Here is a 21,239-nt window from a genome sequence, read left to right as displayed (position 1 = left end):
CATTTAACCATACAACTAAGCATAAAACGCTTAATTAATATCATTATGGAGAAATGTCGAATAAATCTTCCCTTCGACATTTCTCTTTTTTTATAAAAAAACCTTCTAAAATGCTAACTAGTTATCATTTTAGAAGGTCTTATTTTCTGAAAAAATTATAATTTTTTAATGGCTTTAATAAGCACAAATTGCAATGGTAATCTAGAATAAAGTGCCCATTTAGGTAGTTCTTTGTCACCTAATGGCAATCCTTTACGAGCCATATAAATATTTGCTGGGAACACTGCTAACAAGAATAAATTAATACCCTTTTTCAACCATGATGCTGGCCTTTTAATAAGCAACATGATACCAAAAAAGATTTCTATGACCCCTGTTACCAATACGGCAGTTTTTTGTAAAGGTAAATAATCTGGAACAATATTTCTAAATTGTCTCTCTCTAGTAAAATGTAAAACACCAGCTGTTCCAAATGCTAGTCCTAATAAGAATCTTAAAACCTTCATTGATGCTCAACCCCCATTTCTTTTAAATAACTTTTTCCATATTTAGGTAATTCTACGTTGAAGTTATCTGCTATTGTAACACCGATAGAGCTAAATGTCGTGTCTTGTGAAAGTTCATGATAATCTTTAATTTTTGGACTAAACATTAAAAGTGGAATGTATTCACGTGTATGATCTGTACCTTTAGCAATTGGATCATTACCATGATCAGCTGTAATAATAACTAAATCATCTTCTCTTAAATGATTCATTAATTCAGGTAAACGAAGATCAAAATCTTTAATTGCTTGAGCATAGCCTTCTTTATCACGACGATGGCCATACAATGCATCAAAATCAACTAAATTAAGGAAACTGATGCCTTCAAAATCTTTTTTTACAACTTCAATCAATTGATCCATACCGTCCATATTATTTTTAGTACGTATAGCTTCTGTCACGCCTTCACCATCATAAATATCGTTAATTTTACCAATCGCGATTACATCATAACCATTATCTTTAAGGCTATTCATCACTGTTCGTCCAAATGGTTTTAACGCGTAATCATGTCGATTAGAAGTTCTAGTGAAGTTACCAGGTTCTCCAACATATGGTCGAGCAATGATTCTTCCTATTAAATATTTAGGATCTTTTGTTAGTTCACGAACTTTTTCACAAATCTCGTAAAGTTCTTCAAGTGGAATCACGTCTTCATGTGCAGCAATCTGTAAAACTGGATCAGCACTAGTATAAACTATTAAATCTCCAGTTTTCATTTGATGTTCGCCCCACTCGTCAATAATCTGAGTTCCTGAAGCAGGTCTATTTGCTACAACCTTGCGTCCAGTCATTGATTCAATCTCTTTAACAAGCTCTGCTGGGAAACCATTTGGATAAACCTTAAATGGTTGCATTATATTTAACCCCATAATTTCCCAATGTCCTGTCATTGTATCCTTGCCTACTGAAGCTTCACTTAGTTTGGTATAAAACGCACCCGGATGCGTAACTTTTGAAACAACAGGAAGCGGTGCAATATTTCCTAATCCAAGTTGTTCTAGATGTGGTAACTTTTGCTTAAATCCTTCTAAAGTATGCTTTAAAGTGTGTGATCCTTCGTCATTGAATGCCGCTGCATCAGGACCTTCGCCTATACCTACTGAGTCCATAACTATTAGATGAATTCTTTTGAACGGTGTAGTCATCATTTACATCTCCTACTCGGTTATTATTTTATGAATTAAGGTTGGAGCTTCGCCCTTACTATCAATAGTAATACTATTGTCTAGTTTGTTTAAAATATCATCGATCTTTTTGGTGTTTGTATGAATAGTTAAAATATTTTCATCCTTCTCAACATGTTCTCCTACTTTTTTATTTAACACGATACCTACACCTAAATCAATAACGTCTTCTTTTGTTTGACGACCAGCGCCTAACATCATTGAAGCAACGCCTATCTCATTAGCTATTATTTCAGTTATAAAACCATCTTTTTTAGCTTTAAATTCAACTTGATATTTCGCGCTAGGCAACTTTTCAGGAGAATCCACAATTGAGTCATCTCCTCCTTGATTCGATAGAAATGTTTTGAATTTGTTTAAAGCTTTTCCTGTTTTTATAGCATCGACTAACATCTGACGCGCTTCATCTAAAGATTCTGCTTGTTCAGCTAAGACAACCATTTGAGAACCAAGTGTTAACACAAGCTCTGTTAGATCTTTCGGTCCATTTCCTTTTAATGTTGCGATAGCTTCTTTTAATTCGAGCGCATTACCAACTGCATTTCCTAAAGGTTGACTCATATCTGAAATAATAGCCATCGTATTACGACCTACATTATTACCGATTCTAACCATCGCATGCGCAAGCGCTTCGGCATCATCTAGCGTCTTCATAAACGCACCACTGCCAGTTTTGACATCTAGAACAATTGCATCTGCACCAGCAGCAATTTTCTTACTCATTATGGACGAAGCGATGAGGGGAATAGAATTAACTGTTCCTGTTACATCCCTCAATGCATATAATTTTTTATCAGCTGGTGTGAGATTGCCTGATTGGCCTATTACTGCTACTTGATTATCATTTACAAGTTTTATAAAATCTTTTTCACTGATTTCAACATTAAATCCCTTAACTGATTCTAATTTATCTATCGTACCCCCCGTATGTCCTAGACCACGACCACTCATCTTTGCAACTGGAACACCTACTGCCGCTACTAATGGGGCAAGAACGAGTGTCGTTGTATCACCGACGCCCCCTGTAGAATGCTTGTCTACCTTTATACCATTGATATCGCTTAAGTCGATTCTCTCTCCTGAGTTAACCATTGACATTGTCAATGCGGCTCTTTCTTCATCATTCATATCTTGAAAGAATATCGCCATAGCTAAACTTGAAGCTTGGTAATCTGGAACTTCCCCACGAGTGTATCCGTTTACAAAAAATTCTATTTCTTCTCTTGTTAATGACTTACCGTCTCGTTTCTTTTCTATGATGTCAATCATTCTCATTATTCATCATTCCCTTAGACAATAAATTTAGTATTAGTAATCAGTATTTGACTCAAGTCCTTGAATAATTTGCACACCGGCACTAGCACCAATGCGTGTAGCACCCGCCTCAATCATATTGTTAAAATCTTCTAGATTTCTCACGCCACCTGACGCTTTCACTTCTAAACGATCACCAACAGTATCTTTCATTAATTTTACATCTTCAACTGTAGCACCCCCACCAGCAAAACCTGTGGATGTTTTAACAAAATGTGCACCTGCCGCTTCAGATAATTGACATGCTTTAATCTTCTCTTTCTCAGTTAATAAAACAGTCTCAATAATGACCTTAACTGTTTTACCATTAGCTGCTTGAACGACGGCTTCGATATCATTTTGCACTTCATCAAAACGACCATCCTTAAGTGCTCCAATGTTTATCACCATATCAATCTCTTGAGCGCCATTATTAATCGCATCTTTTGTTTCATAAGATTTAACTGCTGTAGTTGTTGCACCTAGTGGAAATCCAATAACAGTACACACTAAAACATCAGTTCCTTTAAGTTGTTCAGATGCATATTGTACATGTGTAGGGTTCACACATACAGACTTAAACTGATATGCTTTTGCTTCATTTATAATAGTATCAATTTGTTCCTTTGTTGAATCAGGTTTTAATAATGTATGGTCTATTAATTTTGCTTTATTCATCATTTTTCCTCCATGTTTTTAGTTTATTACTATCTCAGTATATTAAATCTTCACATAACTTTAATATATCTTTAAAAAACAAAACATATTTACCTTTAATTATATAGTACAAAAATTCGCAAAAAAGATAAACAAATGTTATCTTAAAATGGTAATATAACGGTTATGATGATATTGCGAACTGACTATTAAGGAGAAGATATATTATGACAGAAAGTACACCTCACATTAACCCAAATGGAGTTAAAATAGCTAAAACTGTATTAATGCCAGGCGATCCGTTACGTGCTCAATATATTGCTGAAAATTTTTTAGAAAATGTTGAACAATTCAATACAGTACGTAATATGTTTGGTTACACTGGAACTTATAAAGGCAAAGAAGTTTCTGTAATGGGGTCTGGGATGGGGATTCCAAGTATTGGCATTTATTCTTATGAACTTTACCATTTCTTTGATGTGGATACAATTATTCGCGTAGGTTCGTGTGGCGCTCTTCAAGAAGATGTCAATTTATATGATGTAATTATTGCACAAGCCGCTTCTACAAACTCAAATTATGTTGATCAATTTAATATACCAGGTCACTTTGCACCTATTGCTGATTTTAATCTAGTAGCTAAAGCTAAGAAAGCTGCTGATGAAATTGGTGCCGTATCACACGTAGGTAACGTTTTGTCATCTGATACATTTTATAATGCTGATTCAACTTTTAATGATTCATGGAAAAAAATGGGTATCTTAGGTATTGAAATGGAGTCTGCAGGTTTATATTTAAATGCCATCCATGCAAATAAAAAGGCTTTAGGTATTTTTACAGTGAGTGATCATATTCTAAGAGATGAAGCCACTAGTGCAGAAGAGAGACAAACATCATTTACTCAAATGATGGAAATAGCACTCGAAATAGCCGAATAGAAAATATAAAAATAGAGTGGGATGACAAACACTAAATGCGTTTGTCGTCCCACTCTTTTCTAATAGCTACACTAAAAATATTTGAGATCGTCAATTTAAAAATTAAAATGTAAGTTACTAAAAATTAATGACCTAAATAAGATTGTAGCATCCAATTATGCTTATCAACTGAAGTTTGCATGCCGATAAACATATCTTCTGAAACGTCATCACTAGCGCTTCCAGCCACTTCAATTGCTTGTTCTAATTGTTTAGAGATTTTAGAAAAATCTTTAGACAATTCTTCTACCATTTCTTCAGCTGAATAATGTTTTCCTGCTTCATTTACTATTGATTTATCTAAACACTCGGAAAGTGTTCCTATTGGATTACCACCTATTGCCAAAATTCTTTCTGCTAAATCATCAACATATTGACTAGCTTCATTGTATAATTCTTCGAATTTTGTGTGTAAAGAAAAGAAATTAGGGCCTTTAACGTACCAATGGAAATTATGCAACTTTGTATAAGCTACCGTCCAGTTTGCGACTTGTTGATTTAATTCTTTGACTACATCTTGTTGTTGACTCATATCAAACACTCCTTCGAACCTCATTTTACATTAGTTATTATATTATAATAATTCTAATTTGTAAAGTAAAATAACACTAAGAGACAAAATAAATATTACTTTAATTTCTCAAAACATCTGTCTAAATGATTTCAATTTTGAGCTTGTTCATCTTCTTTTATTATCAATTAAATCATATTTTATCAATTAGGTTAGTTTGATTTTTTCATTATCATCAAGAAAAAATGATTTTTCATAATCAGTTGGCTTGTGCCAATGTGTTTTCCACATTTTATCTCGATTATTTGCAAATAATCGATATCCTAAATCTCTTAATGGTTTAGGAATTAATCTTAATCCTATACCAAGAAATTTAGAGTGATTAGGTAGTGACGATATCAATGTTGCAACAGCCTGTGATTCAAATTCTAAATGATTCCCTTTTTGAAGAATAACACTATTCTTATTTTGAGCATCAGGATAATTTTCAAAAAATTGTTTACCTATTTGACCTTTAATTGTTGCAAACTCATATTTATGTGAAAGTCCATTTTGAATTAACCAAATTGCATAGTTATAACAATAAACACAATTTCCATCATAATAAATTATTGGCATGTGTATACACTCCTTTTTCATTGCTTAATTATTTATATTCCCATTTAGGTATAATAAATAAACCTTATTAAGTTAACATCATTCTAACTTAATAAGGTTTAAATCACTAGGAAATGTATAGTTATAATCTACTTTATAAAATGAATCAGTTATGTGTTCTTCATACGACTGATAACACGATTAGTCATGATTCACTTTGACGATACGCGTATATTTTAAAAACTGTGACGAATATTTTTGCTTAATTTTTTCTATAGAGTCATATGTAATACCAACAATATGCCAATTAGGATTAAAATGATAAAAAGAATCTTTATTTTTTGACCACTTAATCATGCTTCCATCTTTATTATATCTTGGTAATGTCACTTCATAGCCTTCAAGTACATTAATATATGTTTGGAAAATATCCACATCGATGCGATTGAAGTTATCAATGACTAAATAACTTTTATCTTTCTTAGGCATTAGGTGTGTAATGAATCCTTCACGATAATATAGCGCTCCTGACTCATTAGGTAAATATTTACCATAAAGCATATCTTCAGTAAAATCTGGATGGCCACTTGTAATCACAGGGTTTGCATTTGTTTTTTGGAGTAATTCTTCAGCAGCTTTTAAGCCTTCTCCTTTTTGCTCAACAACTAATAATACAAAAGGTTTTAAACTATCATCTTCAGCATTTTGAGTTGATAGTTCTGCTTTTTTTACTGTTTCAAAAGGATGTTTAATACCATTATTCATACTCATGTCTAAAATGGCATCGTATTGAGCTTGTGACATACTTGCTATTGACTGTTTCGCATTTTCTTGTAAGAAATACAAATTCTTCAATTTAGAATGTTTATTCAGATGACCTAATGAAATGGGCTTGATATCTTTCTCATAAAAAATTTCAATAGCTGTACTATTCGTTCGACCTGGTATAGGTGGTTTCTCATGTAAATGCTTTGATACTTCGCCAATACCGATAACCGATTGGTTTTGATATTTATTATATATAATAATGTTATCACCTACCTCTAGTTGAGTGTAAAAATGATAACCATTCCTTTTGATTCCATTAAATGTATGAGTAAATATAGTATAGTTTTTACCAGGTTCAAACGCTTCTGTTTCTGCTAATAAAAAATATCGAGGAATTTTTGATTTTCCTTTACCTAAACTAACTATTAACTCAAATTCTGACTCTCTGATTTGGTTGAAAAGTGTTTCTCTCATGTTACTCATACGAAAATCGAGTGTTTCACTTCTTTTAAGATAATCAGTTGTAAGTGGTTTAAGCGTTTCTTTAAATTTAAATTCCACTCTTATTTTATTTTGAGCACCGGATTGCACACTTATAATTTCACCTATACCTAAAAGACCAGAATCTGTTTGTACTTGATAAAAAATCACTTGATCTCCAGCTTTAGCTTTTTTAAATGCTCTATATCCTTGTGTAGGATTAAAATGTGCGCCAGATTCAAATAACGCTGTCTGTCCCACTAATGGTTCATTATGATTCCATCTATTGTAACCACAATTAAGCCAAAAATAGTTAATTTCCTCAGTCATTATAATGCTCCTTATCCTAAAATTAATTTATGTTCTATTTTCATATCATTCACTCTAAACAACCATGGGTCTCATCAGTAATCACTTAAATGTGATCATCATTATTATTAAATATTTTTATTTATTTTATCATAATATCATTCACTATTCTAAACAACACTTATCATTAAAAGTTGCTTTTAAAAATTAAAAATGCAAGTATCATCGTTAGACACTTGCATATCGTCATCTTTCATTTAGCAATAACACTCCCAAGTAACGGCATTATATTAATCATTATTCCACCAAGTTTAAGCATACCACTTATTTCCTTATCTCTTATTGTGATTGCAGCGCTAATTATTCCAAGAATCGCCACAAATCTTGGAATCATCATAGATGGATAATGCGGTAATTGTAAAAATATACCTGCTCCTGAAATAATGCCACAAACTAGAGAAATATATATAAATTGCTTCACAAAGCCTCTCTCCTTATATCACCTATACTTAAATTGGTATATTTTTTAATACTTATTAAATGTAACTAATGATTAGTTTGAAATCTCCTTCGAAAACACTATCTAAATCTTCAGAAGTTAACACAAAGTTTGAACCTGTAGATATTTCATATATATCACCATCTACAATAAGTTTACCTTGTCCATCTAAAACAGAAACAAGGCAAAATTCTCTAGGCTTCATATAATTTAGAGTACCAGAAATATCCCACTTAACCATAGTAAAAAAATCACTCGATACAATATGTGTACAATTGTGATTTTCTATCACTTCATTTTGAGGAGTGATATTAGGTAGTTCATTTGAATAATTAATAACATCTAATGCCTTATCTATATTTAATTCACGTTCCTCACTATTGTCTGTTTTTCTATGATAATCATAAATTCTATATGAAATATCTGATGATTGCATGACTTCATACGCCATAATGCCTGCACCTATGGAATGTATCGTTCCAGCTGGTATAAAGTAAAAATCTCCTGGTTGCACTTGTATTGTTCTCAAATGTTTTTCAAATGTACCTTGCTTCAATTGCTCTTCAAATTCATCACGAGATTTCGCATACGTACCTATAGTAATCTTTGCACCTTCATCAGCTTCAATGATGTACCAACATTCAGATTTTCCATATTGACCTTCTTCGTGTTCATATGCATAAGAATCGTCTGGATGTACATGAATAGACAATGGCGCAGCAGCATCTACAATTTTAGCCATTAACGGAAAATCTTTACTTGGAAAATCTCCAAACATTTCTCTATGATTGTTCCATACTTGATCCAATGTTTGACCAGCAAATATACCATTTTCAATCACACTTTTGCCATGTGGATGTGCTGAAATTCCCCAACATTCACCTATATGATTATTAGGTAGTTGATACCCAAATTGGCGAAGATTATCACTGCCCCATACTTTATCGAGAAAAATGGGTTTTAAAAATAACGGCATGTTCACACCTCCATTATTAAAAGCCTAAACTTTAATCATTATCTATGCTTGAATATCACACAATGTTAAATAATAAAAATACTTTTGATACAACATAGCTCTTCTTTTAAGATATGTATTTGAAGCTAGCTCTCTTTCTCACTCGTTTTGAGTGTAGCATATATGATTATTTCACAAACTACTATATGAATATACTATCATTTTATACACTTTGTATCCTGTGTCCATTTGACGTAGGATTCTTACATATTATATCAACTGCATAATAAATTGAATAGCATCATTTTTACTATTCTAATAAAGCGCTTTATTCATTACTATACCATTATTTTCTGTAAATGACGCCTTAAAATAACAAAGCGTTAAATTGGCTTCAATAGAATCCAGCATTTCTCTTTTTTCAAGTTCATTTAAAAGCAGAACAATGAGTGTAATTATACTCATTGAAATATTTAACGTTTAATATAAAAAGGGAACAAGATAAGACTTTTTGATTTTCTTATCTTGCCCCCCTCAAATACTGATTAGAAATTGAAGTATTTAAAAGCAAACTACAACAATTCTATCGATAATAGAGAATGAATTTTGCATCAAATTGTTTTAAAAATGACAAATAATTTTTAATACGTACTTAATTTTAAATGTTAAGATTCATAGTTTTTCAATGCATCTTTAACATCATGATTGCCACTTAAAATTTGGAATTCTTGATTATTAAAACCATCAGAAGTTACTACTTCTTTTAAAACTGTAGCAACATCTTCACGTGGAATTGATCCTGGTTTGTCGAAATATAAATCAGCTTCTATTTTTCCAGTTCCAGCATCATCTGTAAGTGAACCTGGATGTACAATTGTATAATTAAGATTTGATGTTCTTAAGTAATCATCAGCATAATGCTTTGCAATTGTATACGGTTTTAAATCTCCACTCGCATCAAATGCTTCACGTCTAGAATCGTACGTTGATACCATAACGTAATGTTTGATACCCGCTTCTTTACTAGCTTTAATTGTTTTTACAGCACCATCTAAATCAACAATGATTGTTTTATCCGCTCCAGTGCTTCCTCCAGATCCAACCGAAAAGATGACTTTATCATAATCTGTAAAGATATTTTTTAAATCATCAATACTATTTTTTTCTACATCTATTAAAGTAGCTTTAATTCCTTTATTTTCTAATTCTTTAACTTGATCTTCCTTACGCACACCAGCTGTAAAATCAACGTGTTCTTCATTTAATTGACTTACTAGTTTAGAACCTACGCCACCATTTGCTCCAATAACTAAAATACTCATTTCAAACGTCCTCCTTCAAAAAATTGTATTTTGTATTTACCACTTCAAGAGAATACTAAACGTTAGTGTATCATTGACATACTTCAATATTCTCATTATATTAATATATGAACAAATATTCATATGTTGGAGTGTGAATTTACAATGAGTGGATATCATATTAACGATGAAAGCAATCAGGATACATTGATTAAAGTCACTCATATTTTCAAAGCTTTAAGTGATTTTAATCGTGTCAGAATTATGGAGTTTCTTGAAAACGGTGAAGCAAGTGTTGGACATATTTCACATTCTTTAAATATGACTCAGTCAAATGTATCACATCAATTGAAACTACTTAAAAGCACTTATCTTGTTAAATCTAAAAGACAAGGGCAATCAATGATTTATTCTATAGATGATAGACACGTTTCAACTTTACTTAAACAAGCTATTCACCACGCCAAACATCCTAGTGAAGGTGGAATTTCTAATGACAAATCATAATCATCAACATCATCATTCTCATGCACACGGACACGTTCATACAGATAATAAGAAAGTACTCATGTTTTCTTTTATTATTATTAGTCTCTTCATGCTTGTAGAAATTATAGGTGGGTTCTTGGCAAATAGTCTAGCATTATTGTCTGATGGTTTTCACATGCTAAGTGATGCCATATCCTTAGGAGTAGCTCTTATAGCTTTTATATATGCTGAAAAGCATGCTACCAAAAGTAAAACATATGGTTACAAACGTTTTGAGATTCTAGCAGCACTTTTCAACGGAGTTACCCTATTTATCATTAGTATTATTATAATAATCGAAGCGATACGAAGATTTTTAGAACCTCCTGAGGTTCAATCGAAGGAAATGTTCATCATTAGTGTGATTGGTCTTATGGTAAATATCATTGTAGCGATACTCATGTTTAAAGGAGGAGATACCTCTCACAACCTTAATATGCGAGGCGCATTTTTACATGTACTTGGAGACTTGTTCGGCTCTGTTGGTGCAATCGTTGCTTCTCTCTTAATTTGGGGTTTTAATTTTACATTAGCGGATCCTTTAGCCAGTATTTTAGTTTCGTTAATTATTTTAAAAAGTGCTTACGGCATTTCTAAATCATCCCTTAACATATTGATGGAAGGAACGCCTAACAATATAGATTTAAATGCTGTAATTAAAGCAATTAGTAAAGATGAAAGAATTCAAAATGTACATGATTGTCATGTATGGACCATTTCAAATGATATGAATGCATTAAGTTGTCATGCAGTTGTACCAGAATATTTATCAGTTCAAACGTGTGAAACAATGCTAAAGTCAATCGAAAGTGACCTATTGCAATTAAATATTCAGCATATGACAATACAACTTGAAACACCAGAACACAAACACGACGAATCAACATTATGCTCAGGTATACATGAGCACTCTCATTAGAGCGTTTATTTCTAACGATCCTTTTTGATTATAAATAAAGATGTAGATTGAAGGTTCTATTGCATTCAAAGACTCAACCTAAAAATCATATCTTAATTTAAAAGAGAGTTGATGTGAGTAGAACTCCATTTCAATCATCCTATATATATTTAGAGCGTGGGACATCAGTTTATGTTCCCACGCTCTAAAAATTTTCAATAGTTGTTATAAATTTCAGATGAATCTATCTCAATATTTACTTTTTCACATATAAACATCTTACTTTAAATGAAATTCTTAAATATAAATTCTCTAGCTGGTACTTGCTTTTCTTCAAAACCTGCTAAAAATTCTTCATTATTGTACGCTAATTTCACTCTTTCTACTGAAATTCCTTTTTCATTAACGGTAATAATACCATATACGGTGTTAGAACCGTTGTTCAAACCTACTGATCCAGGATTAAAATATACTGTAGATTTATCATCAAACATATGCAATCTATGGTTATGTCCAAATAAAATTAAATCGGCTTCTTTATCTTTAAATAATTTAGAAATAGCTTGTTCGTCATCTTTTGTAATAGGCGCAAAAGGTTGTTCATCAATGGGAGCTGACATTTTATCATTTTCAATTTCATAATGAATAAATAAAATCTTTTTCCCTTTTACGGTCATTTCAATATATCTTGGCAATTGATTAATTTCATCGTAATAGGACTCATCTAAATGTCCTTCAATCCATTGATGATGCTCATAAAACTTCCCTTTTAAATCTTCAGGATAAGGTGTTCCATTGACGAGTGACATAATAGCTTCATCATGATTACCTGCGATCATTTCCATATCATCTCGGTCAAATATAGTATCCAGTACTTTATTTGTCTCATGTCCAATCCCTATGTTATCACCTAGGTTATAAATTTTTTCAATATCATCTCTACTATCAATATCATCTAAAACAGTTTGAAGCGCATCAAAGTTTCCATGAATATCAGTGATAACAGCAAATTTCATGATATTATCTCCCTTCAATGTTATCTTATTAGCATATTCTAACATTTTGTGCTCTATTATGTTAGATATTAATTTAAAATTTATTAGAATTTTGATATTGTATTTATATGAAAAAAAAGGAGTGCTTAAAATTTGTTTAATTATTATAAATCCGGATTTCAAAAAGCAAAACCACATAATCTAAAGTTAATACTAATCTCATTACTAACTTTTGTCATTTGCTATATTACTTCTAATATTGCATTCTCATTAGTTATATTAAGAGCCCAAAGGTTACCCATGTTAGCTCAACTCGGTGAACCTACTACAAAACCTATTGTATCTATTATTTTTATTTTACTCATTTTAGCTTTATTATTTATTTTTGTAGGTTACCCATTGATAACTGGTACAGTATATGCAATTCAAAAAGCTATTAATAAAGAGAAAGTTCTCTTTAGTGATTTATTTTTTGCTTTTAAAAAAGGCAAATATGCTAAATCAGTAATCTTAGCTTTAATAACTTTAGTTCTGTTTATTATAATCGTACTTATTCTAATGCTATTAAATAAATTATATAATTTAGCTCTTAGCCCATTATTTATTGGCTTACAACAATCAATAAGTGGCTACGAAAATCCAATGGGAATTTTAATCACAATACAAATTGTGTTGTTACTCATAACAGGTTTCATTTCATCAATTTTCTATTGGTTTGTAATTATATTCATTATTAATTATACTACTGCTTATACAGAAGATTCATCTCGTAAAGTAATGAGTAATCTAAAAGAAGGATTTAAAGGTATTAAAAACGGTAAGAACACTTGGTTTAAATTTTTCATTGGCGTATTACTTATTGGTTTACTTGCAAGTATTATTAACAGACCGCTATTATTCGGTGTACAATACTTAACAAGCAGTATGTCTCAAATGGTGGCTCAAACTATTGTTATAATAGCTAGAATCGTATCTATAGTATTACGTCTATGTCTTTATTACATTTTGATTTTTGGAATTATTAATTATTTCGTTAAACGTGGTGACCAACCAGTCAAAAGCAAAAGACGTCATAAAAATAAAGATGTTAACAAAGATACTGTAAACGACAAAGTAGATACTACATTGAATACTTCCGATTCAAAAGATACAGAAATAGATAAAATGAAAGATCAACAAACACATGTACAACAAGAAAAAACTGATATCCAAAAAAATAACATAGATGATTCCATCAAAGAAAAAGTAAATGAAAATAAAGAAAATATTACAGAACAATCTAAAAATCTATTTGATAAGAAATAGTTGATTGTCTTTAGATTACCTTATTAATTTAAATTTAAAGTATTTTGCCCAACATGAAATTTTAATAATCTTTCATGTTGGGCTTTTTATATTGTAAATATATTTTTGTGAAAATCCTCTTTAATATTTTATTAATGCTCAAGCATATAATTTAAATAATCATAATGAACCAGTTGATAGGCATATAATTTAAATCAAAAATGGACACTTTCATGATTAAATATGAAAGTGTCCATTTGCCTATTTTATAAATTCAAAATTTTTACTGATATAAACTATCGTAACCGACCGTTTAATAACAAGATACTGACTTGAAGACTAGTTATCTAATAAATGAGTTTTTAAGTAATGTGCTGCACCATCTTCTTCGTTCGTGTATTCGGTAATATCATCTGTAAGATTTTTAATTTCTTGTCTTGCATTTTTCATTGCAACAGTGTGGTGGCCAAAATTAAACATAGCTCTATCATTATCACTATCACCAATAACTAAAGTTTCTTCTTGCTGAATACCATAGTGATCAATCATTTCCTTGATACCTGTACCTTTATCAGTATGATATGGCATCGTTTCAGCATTATAACGCGAAGAATTAGATACGGTAATACCTAAATTTGTTTGATTTTCAACAAGATGATTGCGAAAATCAGTTATTTTATCTAATTTGGGACTGAATAAATATATTTTAGAAAAGTGTGCATCAGGTAAGGTATCTTGCCAATCTATTTTTCCTTTAATTGCTTCTCTTCTCGATGACCACTCACTTTGACTTACAGCGTCAGGTGGCTCTATAGTGGAAATCATTTCTTTCATCCAATCTTCATCTTCTTTAAGAGATATGCGATCACTTTCAAAAGGAAAAACTTCATAATAAATATGTTGTTTTTTAGCCAATTCCACAATTTTCTGTACTTGTTTTAAAGTTAAACTATGTCTAAACAAATTATCTCCATGAATTTCACCTGAAGTTCCATTCGAACTGATAATACCATCTACAGTGAATCCATTTGGAACAAGTTGACTGATTTCTGAATAAGATCTCCCAGTAGCAAGGAAAACTTTATAATTTTGTTCTCTCAATTGATTAATCACTTGTTTAGTATATTCCGAGGCTTTATTATTTTCATGTAATATCGTTCCATCCATATCTAAAAAAATTGCTTTTATATTTTTCATATTATCCTCCATTCAAGACTCTAACTTATACACTTAAATTGTGTCACTTATCATACTAAAGTGCAACGGCTTTGATTACACTTTGAACATACTATATTGTCGTCTTCTTTTATTTACAATGACATCTCTCCCAAAAAATTTGTTATCCGATAAGGGTCTCATAATATCTTTAATATTACCCTTGTTAAATATGTAAATGTCTTTAAGTAAAACTTTTTCACAAATAACGGCATTTCTTCTATTATATGTATATGCGTTACATGTATGACAGAAAGTTGTGAATCATTTAAAATATGCTTACCTAATGTTTTAAATAGTTGCCTCTTTATATAAAATCCAATCCAGTTGTAGGTTCATCCAATATTAATAATTTAGGGTACCTCATTAAAGTCCTTAACCAACGGCATTAAACGCTTAGTTAAAATTAATTGAAGCATAATTCTAAAATTAATTCAAAAAATAAAGAGTAGCCACTTAGGCTACTCTAAATTATAAACATTTTACTCTACTGTAACCGATTTGGCTAGGTTACGAGGTTTATCCACATCCAAATCTCGTTGTAATGCAGCATAATATGAGATTAATTGCATTGTCACTACAGATACTAATGGAGTTAATAATTCATGTACTTGTGGAATCACGTATGTGTCTCCTTCTTTATTCAAACCTTCCATTGAAATCATACAAGGATATGCACCACGTGCTACTACTTCTTTCATATTTCCACGAATTGATAGATTAACGTTTTCTTGGGTAGCTAAACCTATGACAGGTGTGCCATCTTCAATCAAAGCGATTGTTCCGTGCTTTAATTCCCCACCTGCAAATCCTTCAGCTTGAATATAAGAAATTTCTTTTAATTTTAATGCACCTTCTAAACTAACATTATAATCAATTGTTCTTCCAATGAAGAATGCATTACGAGTAGTTTTTAAGAAATCCGTTGCAATTTGCTCCATCTTAGGTGCATCGTCAACAATTGTTTCTATAGCAGTAGTAACCTTAGCAAGTTCTCTTAATAAATCAACATCGGTTTCACGACCATGATATTTAGCAACAATTTGAGATAAGATAGATAAAACAGCAATTTGCGCTGTATATGCTTTTGTAGATGCGACTGCAATCTCAGGTCCAGCATGTAAAAGTAATGTATGATCCGCTTCACGTGATAATGTTGAGCCAGCAACATTAGTAATTGTTAATGATTTGTGACCTAATTTATTTGTTTCAACTAAAACAGCACGACTATCAGCTGTTTCACCAGATTGTGAAATATAAATAAATAGTGGTTTTTCAGAAAGAAGTGGCATATTATATACAAATTCAGAAGCTACATGAACCTCAGTAGGTACACCTGCCCATTTTTCAATAAATTCTTTACCAACCAATCCAGCATGATAACTAGTACCAGCTGCAACGATGTAAATACGATCAGCATCTGCTACATCATTAATAATCTCTGCATCGATTTTTAAATTACCTTTTTCATCTTGATATTCTTGAATTATACGACGCATCACTGCAGGCTGTTCATGAATTTCTTTTAACATGTAATGATCATATACGCCTTTTTCTGCATCAGCAGCATCTATTTCTGCTGTATACGTATCACGTTGTTGAATGTGCCCCTCAAGATCTTTAATTTCTACTGTGTCTCGCTTAACGATAACTATTTCATGGTCATGTATCTCTTTGTATTGATTTGTAGTTTGTAACATTGCTAGAGCATCAGAAGCAATAACATTGAAACCTTCACCTACACCTACTAAAAGTGGAGACTTGTTTTTAGCCACATAAATAGTATCTTTATCATTATCATCTAATAGTCCTAAAGCATATGACCCATTTAATAATTTAACTACTTTTGTAAATGCATCTTCTGTAGCTAATCCTTGCTTAGAAAAATAATCTACTAATTGTACGATAACTTCCGTATCAGTTTCTGATGAAAAAGTGACATCAGATAAATATTCAGCTTTTAATTCTTCGTAATTTTCAATTACACCATTATGAACTAATGTAAAACGTCCAGATGTTGACTGATGTGGGTGTGAATTTTCATAATTTGGAACACCATGTGTCGCCCAACGTGTATGACCAATTCCTAACGTACCATCCTCATCACTATTATCTGCAACTTTACGTAATTCAGCAATTCTTCCCTTTTCTTTAAAAAGTTTTGTACCATCATCATTAACTACAGCAATACCTGCTGAGTCATAACCACGATATTCTAATTTTTCTAACCCTTTTAATAGTAATTCTTTGGCATTATCGTAGCCAATATAACCTACAATTCCACACATATAATATCCTCCAACAAATGGGATAACACGGCTATTATGATTAATTATCACTGGTTAAATTTGATAATCCCCTATCATAATTATTATTAACGATTACATCATGAAATAAGCGTGCTATTATATGAATTTTATACACACTATCCGTAGTTTCCCAAAATAATTTATTTAGTTTGGCGATCTTATTAACTTTGTCCACTAAGTCACCTTAATGATTTACTTAATAAGCTAACGAATGTGCCACATCCGGGATAGCATCCGCCGATCTGATTCGATCACTATCCTCCTCGTCTACAAAAGCCAAATAATTATCTATAAAAGCTCTACTATTTTAACTTTTAATACTTGATAACTATTTAAGCATTTTGCACAGGCGCTTTAATTATTAATAACCTAGACTTTCCTCCTTTCCATTAATATTTATTGTACACTGATAACGAATTAATTTGCAAACGATTTAACAGTATTTTTTATAAATAGTAATAGTTCTGAATAGATACATCAGCGAATTATTCTTAAAATAAAAAAATATATTTTTCAAATCTTTTTAAAAGATAAAATTCTGTTTTAAAAAAACAGATTTATGATAGTAACATCATAAATCTGTTATATATGAATTTAAACATGAAAATATTATTTATCTAAACCCATTTTTTCTTCAACAACGTCAGCGATACTTTGAGCATATCTTTCAGCATCCGCGTCAGTTGCAGCCTCAACCATTACACGTACTAAAGGTTCAGTTCCAGAAGGTCGAACAAGAATTCTTCCTTCACCGTTCATCTCGGTTTCAACTTTCGTCATTATCTCTTGAACATGAATATTCTCTTCAACACGATATTTGTCAGTCACTCTCACATTAATTAGAGATTGTGGATACTTTTTCATTTGAGAAGCTAACTCGCTTAGAGTTTTACCACTCATTTTAATAACAGAGGCCAATTGAACACCCGTTAATAATCCATCACCAGTAGTATTGTAATCCATTAATACGATATGACCCGATTGTTCACCACCAAGATTATAATTTCCTCTTCTCATTTCCTCGACAACATAGCGATCTCCCACTTTAGTTTTGTTTGACTGAATACCTTCTTTTTCTAGAGCTTTGTAGAAACCAAGGTTACTCATAACTGTCGAAACTATCATATTTCCATTGAGTTCTTGGTTTTTATACATTTCTTGACCAATAATGAACATAATTTGATCTCCATCTACAATTTGTCCATTTTCATCTACCGCAATAATGCGATCTCCATCTCCATCAAAAGCTAAACCAAAGTCACTTCCAGTTTCTAACACCGTTTCAGCTAATTTTTCTGGATGAGTAGAGCCACATTGTTCATTAATATTATAACCATCTGGATTACATCCTATTGTCTCAGTATCCGCTTCTAAATCGCCAAACAAGAATGGGGCTAAAGAAGAAGTTGACCCGTTTGCACCATCTAATACTATTTTAAGACCCTCAAAATTTACATCGACTGTGGATTTAAGATAACTTAGATACTTTTGTGCACCTTCAAAATAATCTGAATAATGTACAATATCCTCTCCTACAGGACGTGGTAAATCAGGATTGGTTTGATCTAATAATTGCTCAATTTCATTTTCTTGATCATCTGACAATTTAAAGCCATCTGAACCAAAAAATTTAATTCCATTATCAGCAACCGGATTATGTGACGCAGAAATCATAACACCTAATGCTGCTTCCATTTCTTTAGTCAAATAAGCCACACCTGGTGTTGAGATAACACCTAAACGCATCACTTCTGCGCCAATTGAAATTAAACCAGCGATTAATGCAGATTCTAGCATTTCTCCTGATACTCTTGTATCTCTTCCTACTAAAACTCGAGGATGCTTTTCACCTTTGTTATGTGCGAGTACATATCCTCCGTATCTACCTAGTTTAAAAGCCAATTCAGGTGTGAGTTCTTGGTTAGCGACACCACGAACACCATCAGTACCAAAATATTTTCCCATTTTTAAACGCTCCTTTTGTATCTATCAATTTTTAACATTTATATACGCTTTTGTTTCCTTTGGATTCACTTTAGTCACATCTTTAGGTAAGTTAAATGATACTGTTTTTTCTGTAGATTCTGAAATGCCATCAATATCTACTTCAGCAGTAATTTCATTAATATTTTGTAATTCATCTCTATTACCAAAGATTTCTACTTCTTTATCTTCTAGTTTAACACTATCTAATTCTTTATTTTCATTAAGCTTACCCGTTGTTTTTGTACGTACCTTAACCATTTTACTGAATGGTTCAACTGTTACTTTTAAATTAACCTCATTTGGATTAATTGATACATTTAATTTATTTAATTGTTTATCAAATGCACTAACATCTGCAACATCATTGGTATCTTTGTTCACTTTACTAGAATTTTTAAAGGTTGCTTTTAAATAAGCTATATTTTTTAACTGTTGCTCTCCACCAGTCACTTTTACAGTTTCTGGTGAAATACTTTGTTTACTTATTTTATATTTTGGGTCTAAACTATTACTACTAATGTCTGGTTGTACATGCATAACTCGTGTTATTTTATTTTCAAGGTTAATGTGTGCTACTTCAGGTTTAATTTGATAGTTGATACCACTATCTATGCCTTTAACTTGATATTTTTTTTGATATTTCCCTGCTTTTTTTCCAGAAAGATCAACGACTACTTTCAAATCTTCAGGGTTTTCAATTTTGATTAATTTTGATTGTGGTCCTGTTAAATTAACATCGACGTTTTCAGGAATTTTAGTTACATGTAGGTCTTTATTATTATAAATAACATCAACGGGCACATCTTGAATGGTTTTGGATGATTTTTGTGATAAATCATCCGTATTAAATATATTTCCGAATACATTATTTACTGATAAAAAGAAAAATACTGCTAATATGAGAGCGACAAATCTTAATCCCCATTTACTTTCAAGCATTTATGAATTCACACCTTTCTTTTGAAAGTGTGCACCAAACCAATGTTCAGCAAGCAATTCTTCAAAAACATCTTTTGAAATATCTCTTCTTAATTTTCCATCAAAAGTGACTGATATATCACCAGTTTCTTCAGATACAACAACAGTAAAAGCATCAGAAACTTCTGAAATTCCAACTGCCGCTCTATGTCTAGTTCCTAAACTTTTTGATATTTTAACACTATCTGATAATGGTAAATAACTTGCAGCAACGGCAATCTTACTTCCTTGAATTATCATTGCACCATCGTGTAATGGTGTATTAGGGATAAATACATTAGTTAGTAACTCTTGAGATATATCAGAATTCATCGGTATTCCAGTTTCTATATAGTCCTGCAAACCTGTCTCTTTTTCAAAAACAATAAGCGCACCAATGCGACGCTTAGCCATATATTGAACAGCTTTAGATACAGATTGAATCAACTTTTCTTCATCGCGACTATAAGTATTCGTATACCGTTTTAAAAAATTTCCTCTACCTAATTGTTCCAAGGCTCTTCTTATTTCAGGTTGAAATATCACAATGAGAGCTAAAACACCCCATTGAATTACAATATCAAACAATTTAGATGTTGCTGTTAAGTTAAGAATTTTACTGATTTGCTGGCCGATAACAATGACAACTATCCCTTTTAATAATTGAATTGCTTTAGTACCTTTAAAAACTGTAATGAGAAGATACAACACATACCAAACAATCAGTAAATCCAGTAGACTAGTAATAATTTTTATAGTACTCAGATTTTGAAAAAAATTGGAAAAATCCATAACATCTCCTCCGGGTAATACTTTTCCATATTGATTATTATACCAATCATTATTAACACTGTCATACGACAAAATAACATTTTATAAAAATTCTTAAATAAGAAATAAAAGTAAAAAATTCTAACAAATAAAAAAAGACACCTTCAATTGAAGATGTCTAGAAAGTGAGCCATAGAGGATTCGAACCTCTGACCCT

At 31.5% G+C, this 21,239-nt stretch carries 20 protein-coding genes; 4 read left to right on the top strand and 16 right to left on the bottom strand.

The features are described 5' to 3' along the window. Nucleotides 1-155: 155 nt before the first annotated feature. From HMPREF3241_RS10685 to deoC, 4 genes are read right to left on the bottom strand one after another with little or no spacing between them, the layout of a single operon-like run. Nucleotides 156-506 carry a DoxX family protein gene (locus tag HMPREF3241_RS10685; RefSeq protein ID WP_001829969.1) on the bottom strand — a complete coding sequence of 117 codons (351 nt, stop codon included), beginning with the start codon at nt 504-506 and terminating at the stop codon, nt 156-158. Next, entirely contained in the window at nt 503-1,693 is a 1,191-nt protein-coding gene (deoB, locus tag HMPREF3241_RS10680; protein WP_002458724.1) for a phosphopentomutase, read from the bottom strand. Before deoB ends, HMPREF3241_RS10685 begins: the two co-directional genes overlap by 4 nt. Before the next feature lie 12 nt (nt 1,694-1,705). Further along, entirely contained in the window at nt 1,706-3,007 is a 1,302-nt protein-coding gene (locus HMPREF3241_RS10675) for a pyrimidine-nucleoside phosphorylase (RefSeq protein ID WP_002447809.1), read from the bottom strand. A 33-nt stretch (nt 3,008-3,040) separates the two neighbouring features. After that, on the bottom strand, nt 3,041-3,703 hold the full coding sequence (deoC, locus tag HMPREF3241_RS10670) for a deoxyribose-phosphate aldolase (RefSeq protein WP_002458726.1): 663 nt from the start codon (nt 3,701-3,703) through the stop codon (nt 3,041-3,043). 206 nt (nt 3,704-3,909) lie between these two features. Here deoC and deoD point away from each other — a divergent pair, with 206 nt between their 5' ends. Then, complete coding sequence (deoD, locus tag HMPREF3241_RS10665; protein WP_002447810.1) at nt 3,910-4,620, top strand: purine-nucleoside phosphorylase; 711 nt, start codon at nt 3,910-3,912, stop codon at nt 4,618-4,620. A gap of 124 nt (nt 4,621-4,744) precedes the next feature. On the opposite strand, the gene HMPREF3241_RS10660 is transcribed toward deoD, so the two are convergent. From HMPREF3241_RS10660 to HMPREF3241_RS10635, 6 genes are all read right to left on the bottom strand, one after another. After that, a complete protein-coding gene (locus HMPREF3241_RS10660; RefSeq protein WP_001829900.1) occupies nt 4,745-5,191 on the bottom strand; it encodes a Dps family protein in 447 nt (148 codons plus the stop codon). 186 nt (nt 5,192-5,377) lie between these two features. Continuing rightward, nucleotides 5,378-5,788 carry a thiol-disulfide oxidoreductase DCC family protein gene (locus HMPREF3241_RS10655; protein WP_001829885.1) on the bottom strand — a complete coding sequence of 137 codons (411 nt, stop codon included), beginning with the start codon at nt 5,786-5,788 and terminating at the stop codon, nt 5,378-5,380. 180 nt (nt 5,789-5,968) lie between these two features. Next, nucleotides 5,969-7,345, bottom strand: coding sequence for an EVE domain-containing protein (locus tag HMPREF3241_RS10650; protein ID WP_002447813.1), 1,377 nt, complete (start codon nt 7,343-7,345; stop codon nt 5,969-5,971). A 232-nt stretch (nt 7,346-7,577) separates the two neighbouring features. Further along, on the bottom strand, nt 7,578-7,805 hold the full coding sequence (locus HMPREF3241_RS10645) for a hypothetical protein (protein ID WP_001829956.1): 228 nt from the start codon (nt 7,803-7,805) through the stop codon (nt 7,578-7,580). A gap of 55 nt (nt 7,806-7,860) precedes the next feature. Beyond that, nucleotides 7,861-8,799, bottom strand: coding sequence for a type I phosphomannose isomerase catalytic subunit (locus tag HMPREF3241_RS10640; RefSeq protein WP_002447815.1), 939 nt, complete (start codon nt 8,797-8,799; stop codon nt 7,861-7,863). Between the two features lie 644 nt (nt 8,800-9,443). Then, nucleotides 9,444-10,100: an SDR family oxidoreductase gene (locus HMPREF3241_RS10635; RefSeq protein ID WP_002447817.1), complete on the bottom strand. Its 657-nt coding sequence runs from the start codon at nt 10,098-10,100 to the stop codon at nt 9,444-9,446. Nucleotides 10,101-10,244: 144 nt separating this feature from the next. On the opposite strand from HMPREF3241_RS10635, the gene czrA reads away from it, so the two are divergent. Both czrA and czrB read left to right on the top strand, forming a co-directional pair. Continuing rightward, nucleotides 10,245-10,586 carry a Zn(II)-responsive metalloregulatory transcriptional repressor CzrA gene (gene czrA, locus HMPREF3241_RS10630; RefSeq protein WP_002499956.1) on the top strand — a complete coding sequence of 114 codons (342 nt, stop codon included), beginning with the start codon at nt 10,245-10,247 and terminating at the stop codon, nt 10,584-10,586. Beyond that, on the top strand, nt 10,573-11,526 hold the full coding sequence (gene czrB / locus HMPREF3241_RS10625; RefSeq protein WP_002447819.1) for a CDF family zinc efflux transporter CzrB: 954 nt from the start codon (nt 10,573-10,575) through the stop codon (nt 11,524-11,526). The genes czrA and czrB overlap by 14 nt, the downstream gene beginning before the upstream one ends. Nucleotides 11,527-11,789: 263 nt before the next feature. Here czrB and HMPREF3241_RS10620 read toward each other — a convergent pair whose 3' ends face one another. Then, a complete protein-coding gene (locus tag HMPREF3241_RS10620; RefSeq protein ID WP_002490707.1) occupies nt 11,790-12,521 on the bottom strand; it encodes a metallophosphoesterase family protein in 732 nt (243 codons plus the stop codon). Nucleotides 12,522-12,653: 132 nt separating this feature from the next. Between HMPREF3241_RS10620 and HMPREF3241_RS10615 the strand changes: the two genes are divergently transcribed. Beyond that, entirely contained in the window at nt 12,654-13,805 is a 1,152-nt protein-coding gene (locus HMPREF3241_RS10615; protein ID WP_070853662.1) for a lytic transglycosylase, read from the top strand. Nucleotides 13,806-14,123: 318 nt separating this feature from the next. Here the strand turns inward: HMPREF3241_RS10615 and HMPREF3241_RS10610 are convergent, their stop codons facing one another. The 5 genes from HMPREF3241_RS10610 to cdaA form a co-directional block, all read right to left on the bottom strand. After that, nucleotides 14,124-14,981, bottom strand: a complete 858-nt coding sequence (locus tag HMPREF3241_RS10610) for an HAD family hydrolase (protein ID WP_002487056.1) — start codon at nt 14,979-14,981, stop codon at nt 14,124-14,126. Nucleotides 14,982-15,481: 500 nt separating this feature from the next. Then, entirely contained in the window at nt 15,482-17,287 is a 1,806-nt protein-coding gene (gene glmS / locus HMPREF3241_RS10605; protein WP_002475615.1) for a glutamine--fructose-6-phosphate transaminase (isomerizing), read from the bottom strand. A gap of 630 nt (nt 17,288-17,917) precedes the next feature. Continuing rightward, a complete protein-coding gene (gene glmM / locus HMPREF3241_RS10600) occupies nt 17,918-19,273 on the bottom strand; it encodes a phosphoglucosamine mutase (RefSeq protein ID WP_002447825.1) in 1,356 nt (451 codons plus the stop codon). A 24-nt stretch (nt 19,274-19,297) separates the two neighbouring features. Then, the gene (locus tag HMPREF3241_RS10595; RefSeq protein ID WP_002447826.1) at nt 19,298-20,233 is read right to left on the bottom strand and encodes a CdaR family protein; all 936 of its coding nucleotides are present in this window, start codon (nt 20,231-20,233) and stop codon (nt 19,298-19,300) included. Continuing rightward, complete coding sequence (gene cdaA, locus HMPREF3241_RS10590) at nt 20,234-21,043, bottom strand: diadenylate cyclase CdaA (protein WP_002475624.1); 810 nt, start codon at nt 21,041-21,043, stop codon at nt 20,234-20,236. It lies immediately after the preceding gene. Between the last annotated feature and the right edge of the window lie 196 nt (nt 21,044-21,239).

The organism is Staphylococcus sp. HMSC34G04, assembly GCF_001838765.1.
Classification (GTDB): domain Bacteria; phylum Bacillota; class Bacilli; order Staphylococcales; family Staphylococcaceae; genus Staphylococcus; species Staphylococcus epidermidis.
Note: the sequence above shows the minus strand (reverse complement) of the source record. Positions and strands in the feature narration are given on the sequence as shown.